Genomic DNA, 18,984 nt, shown 5'->3' with positions numbered 1-18,984 from the left:
GGCCGACTCTAACTGTCCGTGCCGGTTCGCAAGGCCGCGGCGATGCGGTGGCGCAGGGACGCCTTGTCGATCTTGCCGACATTCGTCCGCGGCAGGTCGTCGAGTTGCTCGACCCGCTCGGGCCACTTGAACTTCGCGACGCCGAGCGAGTCCAGATGCTGCCGGACGGTGGGAAGGTCGACGGCCGCGCGGGCCACGACGTACGCGCACGACCGCTCCCCCAGCCGGGCGTCGGGCATCGCGACGACGGCCGCCTGCCGGATGTCGGGGTGCCGGAGCAGAAGCAGTTCGATCTCCTCGGCATTGATCTTCTCGCCGCCACGGTTGATCACGTCCTTGATGCGCCCCTCGATCAGCAGCTGCGCCCTGCCGTCGTACGTCCCCCAGCGCGCGAGATCGCCGGTGCGGTAGAACCCGTCCGGGGTGAACGCGAGCGCGTTACGTTCCCCGGCCGCGTAGTACCCGGGGATCGTGTACGGACCGCGGCAGCACAGTTCGCCGATCTCGCCGTACGGCGCCTCGACCTCGGTGCCCGGGAGCAGGATGCGCACCTCGTCGTACTCGCTCAGCGGCGTGCCGACGGTCCGCAGCCGTGCCTCGCGCGGATCGTCGAGCCGGCTTATGACGAACAGGCCCTCACCCATGCCGAACAGCTGTCCCGACCAGATCCCGCGCCGCTCGAGCTCGTCGAACAAGATCTCCGGGACCTTCGTGCCGGACAGGAGAACCTGCCGCAAGGTCGGCAGTTGATCGAGCAGGACGGGCTGCAGGAGAGCGCCGAAGTGGCCGTGGCCGATCAGCGCCGAGTCGACGCCGGCGCGGGCCAGCAGGGCCGCTGAGGCGGCAGCATCCGGGGTGCCGAGGACGAGGGTGGCTCCGCAGCTGTGGGCGGCGTGGACCGCGCAGGTGATGCCGGCGTTGTGGATGACCGGGATCAGGTGACCGACCTTGGTCTCCTTCGTCCAGCCGAGCCGACGCGCGTAGGCCGCGGCGTTGTACCAGTACTCCGCCTGCCGGCGTGGGATGAGCTTGGGTACGCCGGTCGTGCCGCCGGACAGCTGCAGCGCCGCCAGATCGTCCGGGCCGGTGCTGCTTTGCGCCTTGTCGATGTGGGTGCGAATCGCCGCTTCGCTCAGGTCGGCGCCGAGCAGCTCGAGTGACGACGCCTCGGTGCCCAGGGTGATGATGTGGCGCAGCGTCGGATGGTCCGTGGCGATGTCCTTGGCGAAGTCGACCAGGTCGAACGGCAGGCCGGCTTCGACGAGATGAGCGGTTGCCGAACACTGCCGGCTGATCTCGGCGATCTCGTGCGCCCGGTGAGCGGCGAGCGTGGCAACAGGGACGAGAGCGGCTTTGAGGCAGGCGTACCACGCGACCACGGTCTCCAGCCGATTGGTCACCTGGAAGATCACCCGGTCGCCCGGGTGGAGACCGAGCTCGAGCAGACCCGCACCGATCCGATCGGTCCGCGCGTCGAGTTCGGCGTACGTCAGGCTCCCTTGCTCGGCCACGACAGCGATGCGGTCCGGATGCCGCTGCGCAACCGCGGTGAACTCTCGAGCGATGGAACGATTCCCCCACAGCCCGGCTTCCCGGTAGCGCTCGGCCAGCTCCGGCCGGAACGGCGGCACAAGCTCGTCCGTGATCAAGCGGCATCGCCCAGATCGACCAGGTCGACGCGCTCGGTGACGAGAGCGCCGACGGCGAGGTCGATCGCACTCGCGTCGAGTCGGGCCACGACCAGCGTGCCCGCTTCGCGCCGGATCCGCTCGGCCAGGTCGAACATCGTCAGCACGGAACCAGTATCAGCAGCTGTGCTCAGCAGTACGCCGGACAGAGCCTCGTCGGCCCCGATCTCCTTGACGAGAGTATCGGCGGCGGACCCCCAAGGATCGCTCACCGTCACGTGCACCGGACGCAGGCCGGCGATGTCCGAAGCCCGCACACGACGCGACGCGAAGGCCGTACCGAGGGGTTGCCGCAACACCCACTCACTGCGGTTGCCGTCATCGACCTCGGACACATCGCACCGCCCGTACTGGGCAAGGGCCATCCGTACGACGCCCGCCGCCGACGTGGCGAATCGGTCGACCGAGACCTTCCCCGCCCGGGTCATGTACGAGACGAGAAGTTGCTCCACCGGCAGGTCGAGCCGCGTCGGGAACGAGTCCCACCAGCTCATACTCCGAGCCGCCGTCTCCTGGAGATGTTCGACGACCGGCCGCCGTACCCGCTCATACTCCGTCAGCGCCTCCTCGAGGTCGCTCGCGCCGGCGATCGCCGCGGCCAGCGCGATGCCGCCTTCCATCGCGAGCTTGGTGCCGGACCCGATCGAGTAGTGCGCGGTGTGGGCCGCGTCGCCGAGCAGAACGACATTGCCGTCGTGCCAGCGTTCGCAGCTGACCGTGCGGAACCGGAGCCAGCGCGTCCGGTTCCCGATCAGCCGATGCCCGTGCAGATGCTCGGCAAAGGCCTCGCCGAGATACTCGAGCGCGTCCTCGTCACTCCCGTCGAACGGCAGCCGCTCAGTGGTCACGTCGAAGCCGGCCCGCCGCCACGTCTCCTCGTCAGTCTCGATCAGGAACGTGCTCCGATCACCCGCATAGGGGTAGGCGTGTGCGACAAAGGTCCCGTACTCGGTCCGCACCGGAGTGAACACCGCCCTCGGCAGTGCGACGTCTGTCCCGGCCCAAAGGTAAAGGCCTTTGTGTACGTCGATCCGAGCGCCGAACACCTCGGCGCGTGCATCCCGAGTCCCACTGTTGACACCATCGGCGGCGATCACAAGATCGGCATCGAGCTCATCCGCACAGACCCGCGAGTTGTAGCTGAACTCGACGCCGGCATCGGCCGCATGACCGCGCAGTACGTCGAGCAACGTCGACCGGCCGATCGCGATCAGATTGTCCAGCGCCAGACTCACCTGCCGGCCGCCGACCGCCATCGACATCTCGTGCGACCACGAATGCGCGACGATCGCCGCGAACGTCTCCGGGTCCGCCGCATCCAGATTCCGCTGCGTGCGAGTGGCCAGACCGACACCGAAGCCGAAGGTACTCGCGGGCTCCGACTGCTCGAAGACCCGCACGCGACTGTCGGGATACCGGAGCTTGAGCAGGCGGGCGACGTACAGACCGCCCGGCCCGCCGCCCAGCACATCCACGGAGCGGAGCTTCACTGCGGCCTGCCCGCGAGTGCGAACCGGCGGACGTCGGATACGTGATCCGCGTGATCCTTCGGCACGACCGCGGAATAGACAGCCGTCCAGCAGCCCGGGCAGCAGAGCTGCCGGAACACGACCTCGTCGTCGACGTAGGTCGACGGTTCGGAGGTGATCTGCGGACCAGCCTCGCTCGACGGTCCCTCGAAGATCGCGAGCTGAAGCTGCGTACCGGTGGTGAGGTCGGCGAGCTGGTGACCGCAGTGCGCGCATCCGACCTCGTTGCCCACGACAACCAGGTTGTCGTCCAACCGTCGCGCACTCTCCAGAGCGATCCGCGGAGCACCGTCCGGCGCAGGCGCAAAGGAACGCTGACGTCGCTGGTCCCGCAACCGGTGACGCAGTACGGCGGTCTCCTCACCGTCGACCACACCGTCGCGCAGGACAACGCCGTACACCTGAAGCGCGGCCTGTGGTGAGACCTTCTGCTCTCGTACGTCGTCAGCCACCGCAGCCGGGTCGCGATGCAGCGGATCGCCGTACCCGCCGCCGCCCTGCCAGCTCAGATACAGCACCTCCCCCGGCGCGAGATAGGACTGTGCATAACAGTTGCCGAGTTCAACACCATCGCCGAAGTCGTCCAGCGACTGTGGAACCTTGCCCTGCTCGAGAAGCGCGTGGACGTCGGCGCCACGCGCGACCGCGTCGAGACCTGTGTTGCCCGGATAGCCGCCGGCGAGCCCGTTGTTCTGCGAGACCGCCTTGCCGGCGGAGGCGAGCACCAGGCCGGCTGGATTGCTGGACCCGTAGAGCGTCACCGCGACCGACGCGCTGACTCCGCCACGCTGCCGCCCGGGTCCGCCTGAGTCGGGCTCCTCGCGCCGCCACAGCGTGAGCAGTGGATAGAGGAACTCCGTCATCTCGACGTCGGGGATGCGTCCCATCGGTATGCAGAACAGACCGCCCGTATCCATGCCGTCCGCCTGCGGCCGGGCTCCGAACCCACCGGCCATCGGCTCCATCATCACGTTCAGGAACGGCATCGGGACCTCGCCACGTTCGTCGAGCCCGGCCACGACCGCCGTGTCCCAGGTACCGCAGCAGGCAGCCTGGACGCTCTTGCCGAGGTCCACCGACTGATCGAGCAACTGTGACAGGCACTCTGCGACCAACGTCCCCGTCAGCCAGGCCGGGCCGATCGGACCACGACTCACGGCCGCGGGGAAGGTCGCGTTGTTGATGGTTCCTTCCTCCGCGACCAGGTCGAAGCAGCGCATCAGCCCGCCCGCCGACCACGGGATGTCGTGGGCCAGGATCGGCAGCAACGCGAGCATCACGCCGCCGCGCATCCCCGCGAAGGTGCAGTTGATGACGCCGGTCTGCGGGTCGGTGCCGTGGAAGTCGAAGGTCAGGTGATCCTCGGTCTTCGTCATCGCCACGGTGATCTTGTGGACGCCGCGATCGCCCTCGTGCGACTGGTCCTGGTAACCGGTCGCGCGCCAGGTCCCGTCGGGCAGCGCGGTCAGTTTGCGCCGCAGCCGGCTCTCGGCGTCGGCCATCATCCGCTTCATGACCGCCTTGACCGTGTCGGCGCCGTACTGCTCGATGACGTCGGCCAGCCGCTTGCGGCCGACCGAGTTCGAGCCGATCTTCGCGCGCAGATCCAGGTTCACCAGCATCGGCACGCGCGACCGACGGACCCAGGCGTCGGCGACGTCGTTCTGCAGTTCGAAGTCGCGCACCACCTTGATCGGCGGCGTGGGCAGCGCCTCGGCGAAGACGTCCTGCGCGGCCGGGGAGAACGAGCCGAGCCCGACGCCGCCGAGGTCCGGCTCGTGGCAGATCGCACTGGTCCAGGCGAACAGCTTGCCCTCGTGGAAGATGGGCTGGAACACGATCACGTCGCTCTGGTGCAAACCGCCGCCCACCCACGGGTCGTTGCAGAGGAACATGTCGCCCTCGCGAATCCCGGGGTTGTCGGCCCGGTGCTGCAGCGTCCAGTAGATCGCCAGGTCGACGGCACCGACGAGCATCGTGTTGTAGAGACCGACCTGCACCTCCTGGCCGAGCTCGTCGCAGATCGCGAAGTCGAAGTCGTTCGCATCCGTGACGATCGGCGAGCCGGACATCCGCTTCAGCGCCTCGCCCATCTCCTCGGTGACGGACCACAGGCGATGCCGGATCACCTCGTAGGTCAACGGATCGAGGTTGTCGATCTGCTCCTGCGTCACGGTGTGGACCGGCAGGGACGCGGGCAACGCGGAGGCGAGCACCGCCGGGTCGACGGGACGGCTGGAGAAGTACTCCGAACCGGGAATCTGCATCGCCATGGTCAGGACCTCCGCTGGGTGTCGATCGTCAGGTTGCCGAGGTGGTCGACCACACCGGTCATCTCCGGCGGTACCACAACAGTCGTCGTGGGCACTTCGATCACGGCCGGCCCGGTGATGACGTGGCCCGCCTTCAGCGCGCGATAGTCGTAGATCGGTGTCTCGACGTACCCGACCCGGGCATCGAGACAGACCTTCCTGGTCGAGTGCGACGCCGCCGACGGATCGGATCCCTCGGCATCGGCGAGCTTCGGCAACGTGGGCGAGAACGGCAGGACACCGGTGCCCCGGACGCGGAAGGTGATCGCCTGGATTCCGGCCGCGCTGAAGCCGGTGCCTTCGCCGTACAACTCGGCGTACCGCTTCTCGAACGCCGCGACGGTGTCGGCCATCGTGGTCGCGTCGAGCGGCCCGTTCGGAACCTCGACCGACACCTCGGCCAATTGCGCGGTGTAGCGCAGATCCAGCGACCGCACGCACTCGATCCGCTCGTAACTCAGCCCCTGACGATCCAGGGCGGACCGCACCTGCTCCTCGAGTACGGCGAAGTTGTCCGCGGCCCGGACCGGATCGAACGGCATCGGCCCGGGATCCGACAGCTCCGACGCCAGCACGACGTCCGACGACGCCAGGCCGTACGCGGAGAACGCCGACGCGACCGGTCCCAGTGGTACGACGACCTCCCGCACACCGACCTCTGCGGCGTAGGACGCGCAGTACGCCGGACCGGCACCACCGAACGCGTACAGCACGAACGACCTCGGGTCATGACCCGCCTCGACGACGGTCTTGCGCAACAGATCGCCGGTCTGGGCGTTCTGGATCGCGTAGATCGCGGCGGCGGCGTCCTCGACGCTGAGGCCGAGCGGAGCGGCGATCCGCTCACGGATCGCCCGCCGGGCCGCCTCGACGTTGAGCGCCTTGCGACCACCCAGCAGGCCGGACTCCGGGAGGATGCCGAGCACCAGATTGGCGTCGGTGTTGGTGGGCTCCGTACCTCCAGTGTCGTAGCAGGCCGGGCCGGGTACCGACTGCGCGCTGCGTGGCCCAACCTGCAAGTTGCCACCGGCATCGATCCAGGCGATCGCGCCACCGCCCGAGCCGATGGCGTGCACCTCCAGTGTCGGCACGTTGACGGGATGGTGATTGATGATGGTGGTGCTGGCCCGGACCGGTTCGCCGTCCACGATCAGGCCGACCAGGAACGTCGTACCGCCGACGTCGGTGGTGATGATGTTGCGGTGGGCAAGTTGCCGGCCCAGGGAAACGGCACCGACGACACCGCCGGTGAGCACCGAGCCGATCGTGCTGATCGCGTTCGACGGCGCCTCGCTCGCGGCGATCGCACCGCCGTTGCTCTGCATCACCAGCAGCGGACCGACGAGCCCCTGCGCACGCAGCCGGCCTTCGAGAACACCGAGGTACTCGCCCAGACCCGGGCCGATCTGCGAACTCATGATCGTCGTCGCGTTGCGGGCGAACTCGCGAATCCGCGGACTCACCTCCGAGCTCACCGCGACGAACACGCCGGGATCGATCGCGTGGATCAGCTCCCGGATCCGCCGCTCGTGCACCGGGTTCTTGAACGACCACAACAGCGACACCGCGATCGAGCGAATCCCTTCGGCGAGCAGGCTGTTCACCGCTGTCCGCACGGAGTCCTCGTCGAGCGGTACGACGACGTTGCCGTCCCGGTCGATCCGCTCGACCACCTCCAGCGCGTGCCGCTTCGGGATCAGACCGTGGTTCTTGCTCTGGCCGAGCACGTTCTGCAACTCGTCCGGCGACGACCCGAGGTAGCGGCCCTCGACGTTCATGATGAAGATCGAGTCGCGGTGCCCGACCGTCGTGAGGAAACCGACCGGCGGCACGTTGCCCGTCACCAATGCGTTCAGCGACGACGTCGTACCGTGCGCGACGTGATGCGTCTTCCCGAGCATCTCCTCCACCGGCTCGGCCAACTGCTCGGCCAGTCCGGCAAGCGCCTCCATGACTCCACGCGAGTAGTCATCCGGCGTCGAGGGCGCCTTGGCCGCGACAACCGTCCCCGCATCGTCATCCAACACCGCATCCGTGAACGTCCCACCGACATCCACCCCGATGACATAAGCCATGGCGCCCTCGCTTCCTCTGAGAACACCAACGTAGCCACTGCCTGACGCCCGCGTCAATACTTCGACACCAATGTCAGCACGGTCGCCGCAACCTCGCCACGCTCGGTGAGATCCGACGGACCCACCAGCTAGATCGGGGTGTCAATCTCACCCCGCCGACCCTCGGTGGGTTCGACGCCTGCTGGCTCCGGTCCTTTGCCGTCGCCGTCCTCGTCGGCGGCCCCGTCACCGCCGGCGGCCGGCGCTGCTGGTGGCATCGACGACCAGTGGTCGTAAGTCTGCAACAGCCAGAACGTGCCGAACAGGAGGATCAAGACACCTTCGAGCCGCAAGACCCAGTAGTCCGACCCGATCGCGACGATCACCGGAATCGACAGGACCATGGCATAACCGACCACCGCGTCCCGATCCTTCATAGTGGCCCGTACTCGTGCGCCAAAAGACCGCTCGTCATCAGTGCGGGTGCGTTCGTAGGCGCTCGCGAACACCACAACGATGACGCAGGCGAAGAACAGGAACGCAGCGGCAAAGTGAGCGCGTCGATAGAAAAGGTCTCGGTCCGCAAAGAACACGATCACGCCGGCGAGCCAGGCCGCGAGCGCAAGGAGGTACGAGGACAGATAGGCCACCTTGTCCGACTTCGACTGCGCCGAACTCCACGGGCGCATGCGTCGGGACCAAACCGTGAACGCGAGCCCGAGCAGGACCACGAGAAAGACGGTCCCCATGTTGTTGTTGATCGCTTCATGAGCAGCCTTGACCACGTCGTCGTCGACCGGTGCCGCTTGCCCTTCGGTCGGCCTCGTACCGGTCTCGCTCACAACGCTGCACCTTGTCGCCCTGGACGCGGGGACGAAGGCGACGACTGGTGCGAGCAGCCCGGCGAGGTTCAAGAAGGCGTCCTCGGCGGCGTTTCGGCCCCACAGCGCCACCATGCACACGCCGATGGCGACAAGTGCACCCACGAAGACCAATTGGACCGGCGTGTAGTAATAGGCGCTGATCGACGTCTGGAAGCACCCCTCGGCCGAGATCCACTCGATCGCCAGCGAGACCCCCAAGGCCACGATCACGGCCACCATCGACAGCCGCAGGTAGTTGTACGTCCTCTCCTGGACATCTCCGTCGTTCGTGACGCGACGTGCCGGTGGCACGCCTTGATTTTCGAGCGTTTGCATGGCTTCCCCCTGCTACTGATCCGCGACCGTCATCGGTCCGCGGGACAGCTCACACCGGCAGGCACCGGATGGAGCGCCGGCCGGCTGCCGGAATTGGCGCCCTTCCCCAGGGTCGTCGCCGTACAACTCGACGTTTCCGTCGTCGTGCGTGACAAGCCGAGCGTCGTTCCCCCTGACCCGTGCGCCCGCTGGGTGCACAGATCGTCCCTAATCTTTCGATTCTACAAGCCGCAGAAATGTTTTCTGACCTCTGGATGAGCTCGGTATTCCCGCTAGTGGAGGGCGATGAGGTCGAGCAAGCAGTCGGCAGGTGATCCAAACCGACGCTTGATTGAAAGCAGGCATTCGATCCGCTATTGCCTGCTGAGGTTGCCGGGCCGCATTCTGTTGACGCGTAATCCAGTTCACGTCCGCCGGACGGAACGCGGGTCCGGGGAGGTACGCATGAGCAGGTCCAAGGTGTGGATTGCCACGATCAGTGGCGCGTTGACAGTCTTCGCAATCATCGTGGTCGGCACTTTCGTGGTGACCGGCGAGGTCAAAGCCTGGTCCATCGGATTGGGCGGCGCGTGTTTCGCCGCCGCGGTCGCGATCGGAAACTCGATCCTCACAGCGCGGTCCAAGCCAGATCCGCCGAGCCCGGGACAGGTATCGCCGGCGGTCCCGCCCGGCCAGCAGACCGGAACGACATTTGCGACTGGTGGCTCGATCGCGGGTCTGGCCGCCGGCAACGACATCAACATCGGCATGCCGCCGACTCATCGGTCGAAGGCGCCGAACCAGCCGGACGAAGGCGCTTGATCAACGTGCCGGGAGCGGACGGGAACGGTGCCCAGAAACCGTCCCAGCAAACCGGAGCGACGTTTGCCAGCGACGGTTCGATCGCGGGACTGGCCGCCGGTCGCGATATCAACATCGGTAGTCCGTCGTCGATCAACGACCTCGTTCTCGAGCTTCAGCATCTGAGCTTGAACGGCGCCTTCCAGAGATTCCGGAAGATCGATCTCAAGGCGGGCGTGCTCGGCGATCTCGCCGTCAAGGATCCGCGCCGTGCATCCGATCTCGTCGAGAGGCTGTTCAAAGCCGATCCCGCCGGCGCGGGGCAACTCATCCGCCAACTGGACGCAGCCTTCGCGGGAAAGCTCATGCTGCTGATGAGGCCCTCTGCGCGAGCGGATCTGATGGCGGCCCACGGCGCACCGGCACGCATCATCGGCAGCATGGGGCCTGATGACGGTGCAGCGTTGTTATCAGATCTGGCACGCGGCGACAGCGGTACGGCGGCGAACGTGCTCGCAGCCTTTGCGATCACACACCGCGCCGACTACATCAGGCAGATGGAGCCACACCTCGCTGCCCGCGTGCTCAACACGTTCCCACCGGCGGATGCCGAGGAGATCATCGACCGCCTGAAGACCAATGACCGGAACGCAGCCGAAGTCCTCTTGGTCGAGATGCGGGCCATTGCCGAATCCGCCCGGCGCGAACGCCTGCTCCGGTCGAAGGCTCTTGCTTTCATGCTCGTTTCGGGCGCCCTGCTGGTCCTCTGTGTCTTCCTGTTCGCCACCCGGGGCGGCGGATCGGCTCAGCCGGACGCTGTCGTCGCCGGACCGCAGAACCCTACGTCAACAGTCCAACCGGCGAGCAGCCCCAGCCCCGAGCCTGCTCTGTCCATCGTTCCCCGCGGCTTTCCACCAGACCATCTTCTCCGCGACGACCTAGCGCAATGGTCGGACGTCTGCGACAGCTGGCTGGACGAGCCAGAAGCCAAGAACAACCAGGTCACGCGACTGATCTACAGCTGTCAGACCGCTCAGGGCTTCTGGGTCGTCTACACCCAGTACTCCTCGAACGTCACGCCCTTCAGCTTCGGCAAGCCCAACCAGGCCGACGCCGTCGGCGGATCGTGGACGGGTCCGGACCAACGCCGCGGCACCTATCTCCTGTACGACCGCGATCCGGGACGCCCCGGCATCTGGCTCCAGGAAGCCGGGACTTCACACGTCGCCTTCATGGTCTGGGCACCGGAGAAGAACAGCCTGAACGAGCAACAACTCGAGGTCTCACTCCGCGAACTGCTTCAAGAGCACGGATACAAACTGACATCCTGACCTGAGAGGAGGCTTGACGTCCCAAGTCCCGCCCGCGTGCGTCGTGCTTGATTTGCTACTTTCCTACCCAGTGGCCGGCTTCCCGGAAGTAGATGGTGGTGCCGGCGGCGCCGCCTGTTCTGCGGCGGGCGGTCGAGCCGTCCGCGGCAGTGAACGCCGGGTCGCCGTTGGCGTCGTAGATGTAGTCGGCTTGTGAGTCGGTGTTGCCGCTTATGCAGACCGCGGCGAGGTTGCCGAGACCGGCGAAGTCGGTTCCGCTGCCCGTATTGCCGTACGCGATGGGGGTATCTGCGTAGGAGCCGCCGGAGCGGACGTCCAGGTGCACCCTGGTGGTGCAGCCTCGGAACGCATTGCCGTTGACCTTGACACCGCTGACGGTGACGCCGATCGGCGTGACGGTGACGCCGTACGTGTACGCACCACCGATGCCGGCGTCGCCTCGGATGCGATTGCCGGAGATGTTCCAGTCCTCCACGGACTCCCGCATCACCGCTGAGGTGACGAAGCGGACCCCGCTGGTCACCTCGGTTCCGGCATAGGAGACCAGTTCGTTGTCCACGAAGGAGCATTCTCGGCCGTTGGTGACGAGTACCGTGCAGTCGTCGGCTCCCGTGTGGCTGTGGATCCGGTTCTGGGATACGTCGACGCCGCGGGGGTGGTCAATCATCCGGAGCCTGTGCTGCCCAGTGCCGTCGTCCGAGAAGCTGACGGCAGTCCCGGCCAGAGCGTCTTGCTTGCTGGTGGCAAGCTTCAGGGTGTCGGCGTCGAGGCGGATGAGCCAGTAGTCGGTGTCTGGATCGAGACCGGTCGGCAGCGTTCCGGATGACCGGAGCTCGACGGGGCCGGTGCCGGTCTCGCGTCCGTGGGAAGTCACCGTGAGAACGTCGGTCGTGTGGTCAAAACCCCGCAGCCGGATGCTGGAGGCTGGAAACACCATCGTGTGGCGCCCGGTGCCGTTGTCCGAGAAGCTGACCGCGATCGCTGCCGGTGCCTCTGCGTTTTGCTTGCTGGCGGCAAGTTTCAGTGTGTTGGCGTCAACGCGGATCAGCCAGTAGTCGGTGCCGGGATCCAGCCCCGTGGGCAGCGTCCCGGACGTTGCCAGGCGTATCGGCCCGGTGCCGGAGTCTCGGCCGTGTGAGGTGATCCTGATCGTGTCGGTCGTGTGGTCGAATCCCCACAGCGTCGCCTCCACCGCACGGCTCGAGATGTTGACTGTCCTCCCCGCCACGGCTCCCGGGACCCTCACGATGTGGTTGTGGCTGACGCGTGCTCCGTCGGACTTGCCGCGCATCTGGAGGACCGCCTCGGTGTCCTGGGGGCCGCACTCGATGTAGTTGCCGAAGATCAGCACGTGCTGCGTGTCGACCATGCCGACCCGGCCGCCGTAGACGTGGTTCAGCGCGAAGATGTTGTCCCGGGCAGGGATGTCGCCGGCGTCGCCGCTCAACGTGACGGCCGCTTCGTTCGAGCTGTGGATCATGGTGTTCCCGATGATCGCGTAGCGGCGCGGACCGGTACCGAGTTCGAGTCCGGTCGGCTCGAAGTCGATGTCCTGAGCCCCGGTGCCCTCGAAGTGGCAGTTCTGAATCCGGACGAACTCGGCGGACCGCTGGTTGCTGACACCGCTGCGGTGGCAGCTGAGGAACTTGCAGCCGATGATGTCTACGACCGAGACCTCGTTGCCGCCGCCGAACGGCCCGGCGAGCGCAGCGATGGCCACGCCGTCACCGTCCATGTCGGTCATGGTGCAGTCGATGATGCGGACCCGGTGAGCAAAACCTCCCGAGACCATGCCGCCGATCTGGACCGTGTGCGTGTGCCCACTGTCGAGGTTGGTGAGGTGCTGCTTGTCGCCGTCGAGGTACAGGCCACGCACGGTGACGTCGGCACAGTGCCCGCCGATCATGATCATGTTCCACGACCCGCCACCCCCACTCCCGGTCAGGCGGATGCGACTGCCGTCTCCCTCGCCCAGGAGGATGAAGTTCGTCAGACCGCGAAGATCGATGGACGGGGTCTGACCGGACGGCTTCTTGACGGTGTAGGCAGCGCCGTCGTCCGGGACGAAGACCCCCTTCTTGCCGTTGGCAACGGCATCCTTGATGGCCTTCGCGAACGCCGGTGCCCAATCGGAGTCCACGACAAGACCACTGTAGTCCTGCACATTCACCAGATCCGACATGCGCCCTCCTCCAAACGACCGCGGGTCATGCCGCCTGCATGGTCTTCTCGCCGAGCGTCTTTCCCTTGTCCAGCAGGTTTCCGGCGGTTCGATCGACAAACGCCGTAATGGTCTCCTGCGCCGCGCCGAAGAGAATTGCGAAAGCGGCGATCTTTCCGTCCTCCACCGCCAGAGTGTTGGGCGTCAGTGCCGCCTGCAGCAGAATGATCCCGACGAGCGCGGTCAGCGCTCCCGCTGGGATCTTGAGGGCGATCTGGGCCATCTGCAGACCAACCGGTTGCGTCGAACCACGCAGATTGCGCAGGCCGGCCAGGGCTCCCACCAGGGCGCCGAGAACACCCCACAGTTCGATGGATGCGATTTCACTGATGCCCGTGGAGCTGGAGGCAGAACCCTCGCTCGCCGGCGGCCTCGCCTCCGAACCGTCCGGGCCGGCCGCAGGTGTGGCTGTGGTCGCTCCGGGCGTTGCCGAAGGGTGCAGGTCCAGCAGCCGCGAATCAGCCCTGGTGGCCAGCAGCGGAAACACGATGGCGGCTATCGCGAGCACAAAGATCGCGACAGTCAACGCGTTCCGGTAACTGCGGGCAGTGGCCGGGACCGAAAGCTGCGCGTCGTTGACAGCCCGAGCGGCGGCTCGGAGAGCCTCACGATCCTCAGCGGTGAAGTGCTGCATGTCATCCGCCCGGATCGGCCACGTCGTCGACGTCCGCTGTTCGCTGCTCCGACATTCGCGCCGCGAGCCGCGCCGCCTCGGCCAACCGCTCAGCGCCGACAGTGGTCAGCGCCGCATCGATGCGCAGCAGGTAGATCTCCCGTCGGGGATCGTCTGCACTCAGGTAGGACCGCACAGCAGCGCGCAGACCCGGAAGCCGAGCAGCCAACGCCTCATCGCTTTGCACGAGGATGAGGTCCTCACTGGCTCGGTAGACCGACGCCAGCGCTTCTTGATAGGTGTGGCCGGCAGTGAAGAGCCGCATCGGTCCATTGCGCTGAAAGTGCTGATCCAGCACCTCATCGGCGTGATCCAGGTGCTCACCGATCCTGAGCAGGCGGTCGGAGTCAACGGCCGCTCGAGGCCCGCTCGCGGCCACTGACCGGGTACATGACGCAAGGTCGGCCCGCAGCCGCTGCGCCTCATGGCGCACGCGTGCCTCCCAGGCAGACCTGCCGCGCTTGAAGCGCGGACGTTCCGTCCGCTCGTCGGTTTCCGTCGCCCCCACGACCCAACTCCATTGATCGCTCACCGCACCACGCGATTCGCAGTGGTTATGAAATATGCGATCGCCAGGCGCCCCACCCGCCCCCAGTGAAGGCACGCAAACACAGCAAAGTCAATAGCCCGGTTTTGCCACCAAGCAATTGTCCTGGTGAGACACGGCCGTCGGGGAAATCATGCGTTTCAATTGGCCTGTCGTCACTTGACGTGGCCGCGGCGGGAACCAATCCTGACAGTATCGGTTCTTGGCTGCGCACAGTGAGTCCTCGGGGGGAGTCATGGCGGCATCGGCCGATCGGGGAACCGGTCTGCCGTTCCTGCAGGGACAGTGGCGACGACTGTCCACGGCCGAGTGCGCCCAACGCTATCCGGCCGAGATCACGTTCGTGCTGGCGACGTACCGCGGAGCACGAGGGCCCGATCAGGGGATGATCTGGTGGGACGCCGGAACCTACCGACTCGCCGATGACCGCACCTTGATCCTGAGTACCGCGACCGACGAGCTGGTCGAGTATCCCGTCCAGCTCACCTCACAGCGCTTCACGTTCACCGATCCGGAAGGGTGTGAGGTCACCTACGAGCGCACGACCTCTCCCCCGCCGTCGCCATCCGGGTCGATTCCCGAGGGGGGAGAATGACATGCCCGATGGTAACGATCCGAGAGATCTGTCCAGTGCGGACGCATTCGGTCTGCCGGCCGTCCAGCCCGGTGTTCCGGTAGCTGCGCCGATCGCCGTCGACACCCAGCAACCAGAAGGCGATACGCCACAGGTTCCCAGCCCGGATCCGGCGTCGCCTGATCTTCCGTCCCTTCCCGTGCCCCAGCCGCCGCATCCACCGATACCGCCGTTCAAGCCGTGCAACCTCGGCTTCCGGGACGGCTGCTACGCCGTGACGTTCCGTCCCAAGGGTGCGCTCCGGCCGCTGGTCGGCACCCTCAGGATCGACCGCGGGGCTCCCGAAGCCGGGCCGGACGGTGTGATCGTGAGTGGCGACCTCTATCTCGGCGCGCCACCGTGGGTCGTCCACCCCGACGCAGCACCCTCCGCCGGATCGGTCGCGGCAACGCTGAGTCGAGGTGACCCGCCCTTCGAACTGCTGCCGATACAGCGGATCCCCATCTACCCGCGGAATCGGTACCACTCCTACCTGAGCGGCACCCGGCTCGTCGTACCCGCGTTCACGATCGGGAATCGTCCGTGCCAGGTCACGATCGACGTCGACCAGTACGACTACACCCAGCCGCCCGCCGGGTCGTTCGAAGGTTCCTTCCCGGCGTCGCCGAGCCGGAGCCTGCGCTTCGTCCTGCACCGGGCCTCGCCACCGTTCCCCCTGCCGTCCATCGGCGGGCCTCGCTTCCAAGGCCGCGTGTTCCAGGGAACCGTGGACCGCGGATCGATCACGTTGACCTGGGTCTCGGCGCACCTGCGCCGTGCCGTCCTGGAGATCGACGTACTCACCGGAGCGGTCGCACCGGCCCCGGTCCCGCATCCCTCGGGGACAGGTACCGAGTACTTCGACACAGTCTTCGCCGGCGCCCGCTGGGACCTCACCGTCGTGGAGGACCAGGTCGACGTTCCGGTGCCGACTGGTGTGGACCCGAACGTCTGCTGGTCGAGCGGAAACCTCCACGACCTGATGACGGCCGTGCGCAAGCCAACGACGAATCTGGATGCCGAATGGCGAACCCATCTGGTCGTCGTACCAGCCGCGATGGGGTGCTCCCGTGGCGTCATGTACGACCAGATCGACGTACCTCGCGAAGGGTCGGCGAGCTTCTCCGACGACGGCTACCCGGCCTCGCACTCGAGCAACTTCGGGGACGCCGAGGACGAGATGCAGCGCGACGTACCCCGAGCGTTCCTCAGATCGGCCAGCCACGAGGTCACCCACGCGTTCAACCAGATCCACCAGGAGAGTGAGACAGCAGCCGACAACTCGATCATGACGACCACGCCGAGCGTGGCCGACGTTCTCGGCGGACCCACCACCGGGGCCCCTGGGGTGTTCCCGGATCAGATCAACCTCGGGTTCAACACCACCGTCCGCAATCACCTGGCGCACATGCCCGATCCGGTGATCAGGCCGGGTGGCTGGCCGTTCGCGAGCTGGTTCCCATCCGGCGCGCCGCAGGCGGGTGACCGGGAACTGTTCGATCCGTCCGAGCTGTCGCTCGAGGTGAGCGTCGACACCGCGCCGGCCGCGTTCGGCGCACCGGTCACGGTGACCTGGACGCTGACGAACACCTCGAACGACGAGCTGATCGTTCCCAACGACGTGCGCTTGGAGGGTCTGTTCGCGACCATGACCGTCACCGACGACCGCGGCGACGAGCGTCCCGTCCGGCCGTTCGTCATCGAGTGCGAGACCGTACGGCTCGCGCCACTCGCTCCGGGCGAGCACAGGACGGCGAGTTATCGGCTGTTCTGGAGCTCGGCCGGGTTCGCGCTCGATCGGCCCGGCCGGCATCTGGTCACCGTGGCGGTGGCGTGGTCGGCCAGCGGCATCCCGGTCGGCGTCGTCGACAATGTGGAGCTCTGGGTGGATCACCCGACCAACGACCTGGAGAATCGCGACGCGTCGTTGGCGATGAATCCAGAGGTTGGCAAGTGGGTGGCGCTCGGCGGCGACGCATACCACCTCACCGAGGCAGTGGAGCGCCTGTCCGCGCTGGCGGGCGGAGGGGCACTACCCGGTGTCCGAGCAGCCGACGACGCGCAGGGACGCTCGCGAGTCGCCGAAGCGTTCGCCGGTCTTCTTCCCACCCGCGACGCGGGCCTCACCGACTCGACGGCCAAGCGCAGCCGGCGCGCGCCGGCCAAGAAGTCATCCGCCGCCAAGCCGGCCAAGAAGCCGCGCCGATAGGACACGCAACCTGCCACCGCGCCCAAGCCGGCGGCGCGGTGGCCAGGGGTCGGACGGCTCTGAACACTGTTAGGAGCTATCTCGGCGTGGACTCTGACTCGTCCCGGTCGCGCTGCCCGCGTTTCAAGGTGCGGCGTTCGGTGTCGGATAAGCCGCCCCATACGCCGCTGTCCTGGCCGGTGCGGAGTGCCCAGTCCAGACAGGTGGTGACCACTTCGCACCGGCGACATACCTTCTTCGCAGTCTCGATTTGCTGCAGGGCTGGTCCGGTGGTTCCGATGAAGAACAGTTCCGGGTCCTCGGTGCGGCAGGCGGCTTTGAGCAGCCAGTTCATGGCATCACGGTCTCCTCCATGGGGACGGTCTGGATGTCGTCGAGACCGTCCGGGCCTCGTCCGGTCCCAACTGAGAGACAAGGTCAGTCCACCCGCTTGTGACAGCGGCGGTGGTCAAGCCGCGCCGTTACACGCTCCGCCTGGGAACGCCGTCCAGACGGGCGGTCAGATCAGAAGGGGCAGCAGGCCGAGGATTGGTTCTCCGAGGGCTCCGAGCCACTGGGCGAGCGTGCGGAGGGGCGCGACGAGAGCCGAGCCGGCCGAGGCCAGGGAGCCTGCGGCGAGGAGGATGCGGGTCAGGCGCTCGAGCCTTGGTGCGATCCGGGCGCGATCCGGCTCCGGCTGGCGCAGGCCGGCCTCGACGTCGCGGAGTTCCGTCTCCGCCGCGACCGAGGTCACGGGGTCGAGTCGCGTGGCCTTGACGCCCGCCCACAGGTCGGCGAGCGCCTGCCGGGCCTGCTCCGGCGTCACCACGATGCCGGTCTGGCCTCCGGTGATGTGCTGATCGCGGCCGACGTTGTTGATGTTGGCGGCGTTCTGGTTGCCGATGTTGAAGGTCATCGCGACTCATCTCATGAGCTGGGGTGGCGGCAGATCCCGGTCGACCCGCCGGCGGCGCGCCGTGGCGACGATGTGCATCACGATCCCGGCGATGATCAGCAGTACGCCGACCAGGTTGACCAGGCCGCCGAGCGCGAACACCAGGAAGCCGCTGAAGTCGTCCTGGGAAGGCATGCCGGATGCGGACGAGAAGTCGATGATCTGACCGAAGTACGTGTACCAGCCGACGACGGCGATGGCGAGTCCGACCAGGAACACCACGACACCGGTCCAGATCAGTCCTCGGGCCTTCGTCTTCGTCGCGGCGATCTCGCGGAAGAAGTTCTCCCGCTGCTGGATGACGTGCTGGACGTACTGGTCCCGCCCGACATTGTTGATCGTCTGCGCTCGCTGATCGCCGATGTCGTAGCGGACCGCGGTCGGCGCGCTCTCGCCCGTGCTGTAGCGAAGCTGCAGGTCCGCGAACGTGACGCGATCCCCCGGGTGCAGCCGCCGCGGCGCCGTGATCGCCTCCCCGTTCACGAAGGTGCCGCCGGCCGAGCCCAGATCCTCGACGTAGTCCACACCGCCCTGCTGCCACAGCGCCGCGTGCGTGCGGCTCAGGTACGGGTCGTCGAACCGTACGTCGCAGTTCGGCATCCGGCCGACCGTCAGGTGGGCGCCGGTCAGATTGATCCGCCGCCCTTCGTGCGATCCGGTCTCCACCACGAGGTACGGCGTACTCGATCCATCGCTCATCGTCCCCTGCGGCGATCGCGGGCACCTCGCCCGTCGTCGCCGCACCCCCACAATCAGCAAAGCACTCGGGCCGCACCGCAACAAGATGCAACCTGCGGACGGGTTCGCGGCGCTTTCCTGGCTGGGATTCTGGTCTGCACCGATAGACGATTGCACTCGAGCAACTTCGCGTCGCCGAGCACCAGGTGCAGCGCG

Annotated in this window: 15 protein-coding genes; 4 read left to right on the top strand and 11 right to left on the bottom strand. The window is 66.9% G+C overall.

Annotated features, from left to right (window positions below):
• Window positions 1–8: 8 nt before the first annotated feature.
• From ACGFIF_RS28985 to ACGFIF_RS28965, 5 genes are all read right to left on the bottom strand, one after another.
• Complete coding sequence (locus ACGFIF_RS28985; protein WP_393158783.1) at window positions 9–1,649, bottom strand: (2,3-dihydroxybenzoyl)adenylate synthase; 1,641 nt, start codon at window positions 1,647–1,649, stop codon at window positions 9–11.
• Window positions 1,646–3,178, bottom strand: coding sequence for an FAD-dependent monooxygenase (locus ACGFIF_RS28980; protein WP_393158782.1), 1,533 nt, complete (start codon window positions 3,176–3,178; stop codon window positions 1,646–1,648). Before ACGFIF_RS28980 ends, ACGFIF_RS28985 begins: the two co-directional genes overlap by 4 nt.
• Entirely contained in the window at window positions 3,175–5,490 is a 2,316-nt protein-coding gene (locus tag ACGFIF_RS28975; RefSeq protein ID WP_393158780.1) for a hydantoinase B/oxoprolinase family protein, read from the bottom strand. Before ACGFIF_RS28975 ends, ACGFIF_RS28980 begins: the two co-directional genes overlap by 4 nt.
• 2 nt (window positions 5,491–5,492) lie before the next feature.
• Window positions 5,493–7,604, bottom strand: coding sequence for a hydantoinase/oxoprolinase family protein (locus ACGFIF_RS28970; protein ID WP_393158779.1), 2,112 nt, complete (start codon window positions 7,602–7,604; stop codon window positions 5,493–5,495).
• Window positions 7,605–7,732: 128 nt separating this feature from the next.
• Complete coding sequence (locus ACGFIF_RS28965; protein WP_393158777.1) at window positions 7,733–8,683, bottom strand: hypothetical protein; 951 nt, start codon at window positions 8,681–8,683, stop codon at window positions 7,733–7,735.
• 543 nt (window positions 8,684–9,226) lie between these two features.
• Here ACGFIF_RS28965 and ACGFIF_RS28960 point away from each other — a divergent pair.
• Together ACGFIF_RS28960 and ACGFIF_RS28955 are read left to right on the top strand one after the other, a co-directional pair.
• A complete protein-coding gene (locus ACGFIF_RS28960; protein WP_393158775.1) occupies window positions 9,227–9,583 on the top strand; it encodes a hypothetical protein in 357 nt (118 codons plus the stop codon).
• Window positions 9,580–10,893 carry a hypothetical protein gene (locus ACGFIF_RS28955; RefSeq protein ID WP_393158774.1) on the top strand — a complete coding sequence of 438 codons (1,314 nt, stop codon included), beginning with the start codon at window positions 9,580–9,582 and terminating at the stop codon, window positions 10,891–10,893. Before ACGFIF_RS28960 ends, ACGFIF_RS28955 begins: the two co-directional genes overlap by 4 nt.
• Window positions 10,894–10,948: 55 nt before the next feature.
• Here ACGFIF_RS28955 and ACGFIF_RS28950 read toward each other — a convergent pair whose 3' ends face one another.
• Genes ACGFIF_RS28950 through ACGFIF_RS28940 form a run of 3 tightly spaced genes read right to left on the bottom strand, consistent with a single transcriptional unit; the run spans window position 10,949 to window position 14,295 of the window.
• On the bottom strand, window positions 10,949–13,075 hold the full coding sequence (locus ACGFIF_RS28950; RefSeq protein WP_393158772.1) for a hypothetical protein: 2,127 nt from the start codon (window positions 13,073–13,075) through the stop codon (window positions 10,949–10,951).
• Window positions 13,076–13,100: 25 nt separating this feature from the next.
• The gene (locus ACGFIF_RS28945) at window positions 13,101–13,748 is read right to left on the bottom strand and encodes a hypothetical protein (protein WP_393158771.1); all 648 of its coding nucleotides are present in this window, start codon (window positions 13,746–13,748) and stop codon (window positions 13,101–13,103) included.
• Between the two features lies 1 nt (window position 13,749).
• Window positions 13,750–14,295 (bottom strand): hypothetical protein, encoded by a 546-nt coding sequence (locus ACGFIF_RS28940; protein WP_393158770.1) that lies wholly within the window; start codon window positions 14,293–14,295, stop codon window positions 13,750–13,752.
• Between the two features lie 274 nt (window positions 14,296–14,569).
• On the opposite strand from ACGFIF_RS28940, the gene ACGFIF_RS28935 reads away from it, so the two are divergent.
• Together ACGFIF_RS28935 and ACGFIF_RS28930 are read left to right on the top strand one after the other, a co-directional pair.
• Window positions 14,570–14,929: a hypothetical protein gene (locus tag ACGFIF_RS28935; protein WP_393158768.1), complete on the top strand. Its 360-nt coding sequence runs from the start codon at window positions 14,570–14,572 to the stop codon at window positions 14,927–14,929.
• A 1-nt stretch (window position 14,930) separates the two neighbouring features.
• On the top strand, window positions 14,931–17,156 hold the full coding sequence (locus ACGFIF_RS28930) for a hypothetical protein (RefSeq protein ID WP_393158767.1): 2,226 nt from the start codon (window positions 14,931–14,933) through the stop codon (window positions 17,154–17,156).
• Between the two features lie 76 nt (window positions 17,157–17,232).
• Here ACGFIF_RS28930 and ACGFIF_RS28925 read toward each other — a convergent pair whose 3' ends face one another.
• From ACGFIF_RS28925 to ACGFIF_RS28915, 3 genes are all read right to left on the bottom strand, one after another.
• The gene (locus ACGFIF_RS28925; RefSeq protein ID WP_393158765.1) at window positions 17,233–17,490 is read right to left on the bottom strand and encodes a WhiB family transcriptional regulator; all 258 of its coding nucleotides are present in this window, start codon (window positions 17,488–17,490) and stop codon (window positions 17,233–17,235) included.
• Between the two features lie 165 nt (window positions 17,491–17,655).
• Window positions 17,656–18,051: a hypothetical protein gene (locus ACGFIF_RS28920; protein WP_393158764.1), complete on the bottom strand. Its 396-nt coding sequence runs from the start codon at window positions 18,049–18,051 to the stop codon at window positions 17,656–17,658.
• A 6-nt stretch (window positions 18,052–18,057) separates the two neighbouring features.
• Window positions 18,058–18,789, bottom strand: coding sequence for an FHA domain-containing protein (locus ACGFIF_RS28915; RefSeq protein WP_393158762.1), 732 nt, complete (start codon window positions 18,787–18,789; stop codon window positions 18,058–18,060).
• Window positions 18,790–18,984: the final 195 nt, after the last annotated feature.

Source organism: Kribbella sp. NPDC049174 (genome assembly GCF_043197365.1).
GTDB lineage: Bacteria > Actinomycetota > Actinomycetes > Propionibacteriales > Kribbellaceae > Kribbella.
Note: the sequence above shows the minus strand (reverse complement) of the source record. Positions and strands in the feature narration are given on the sequence as shown.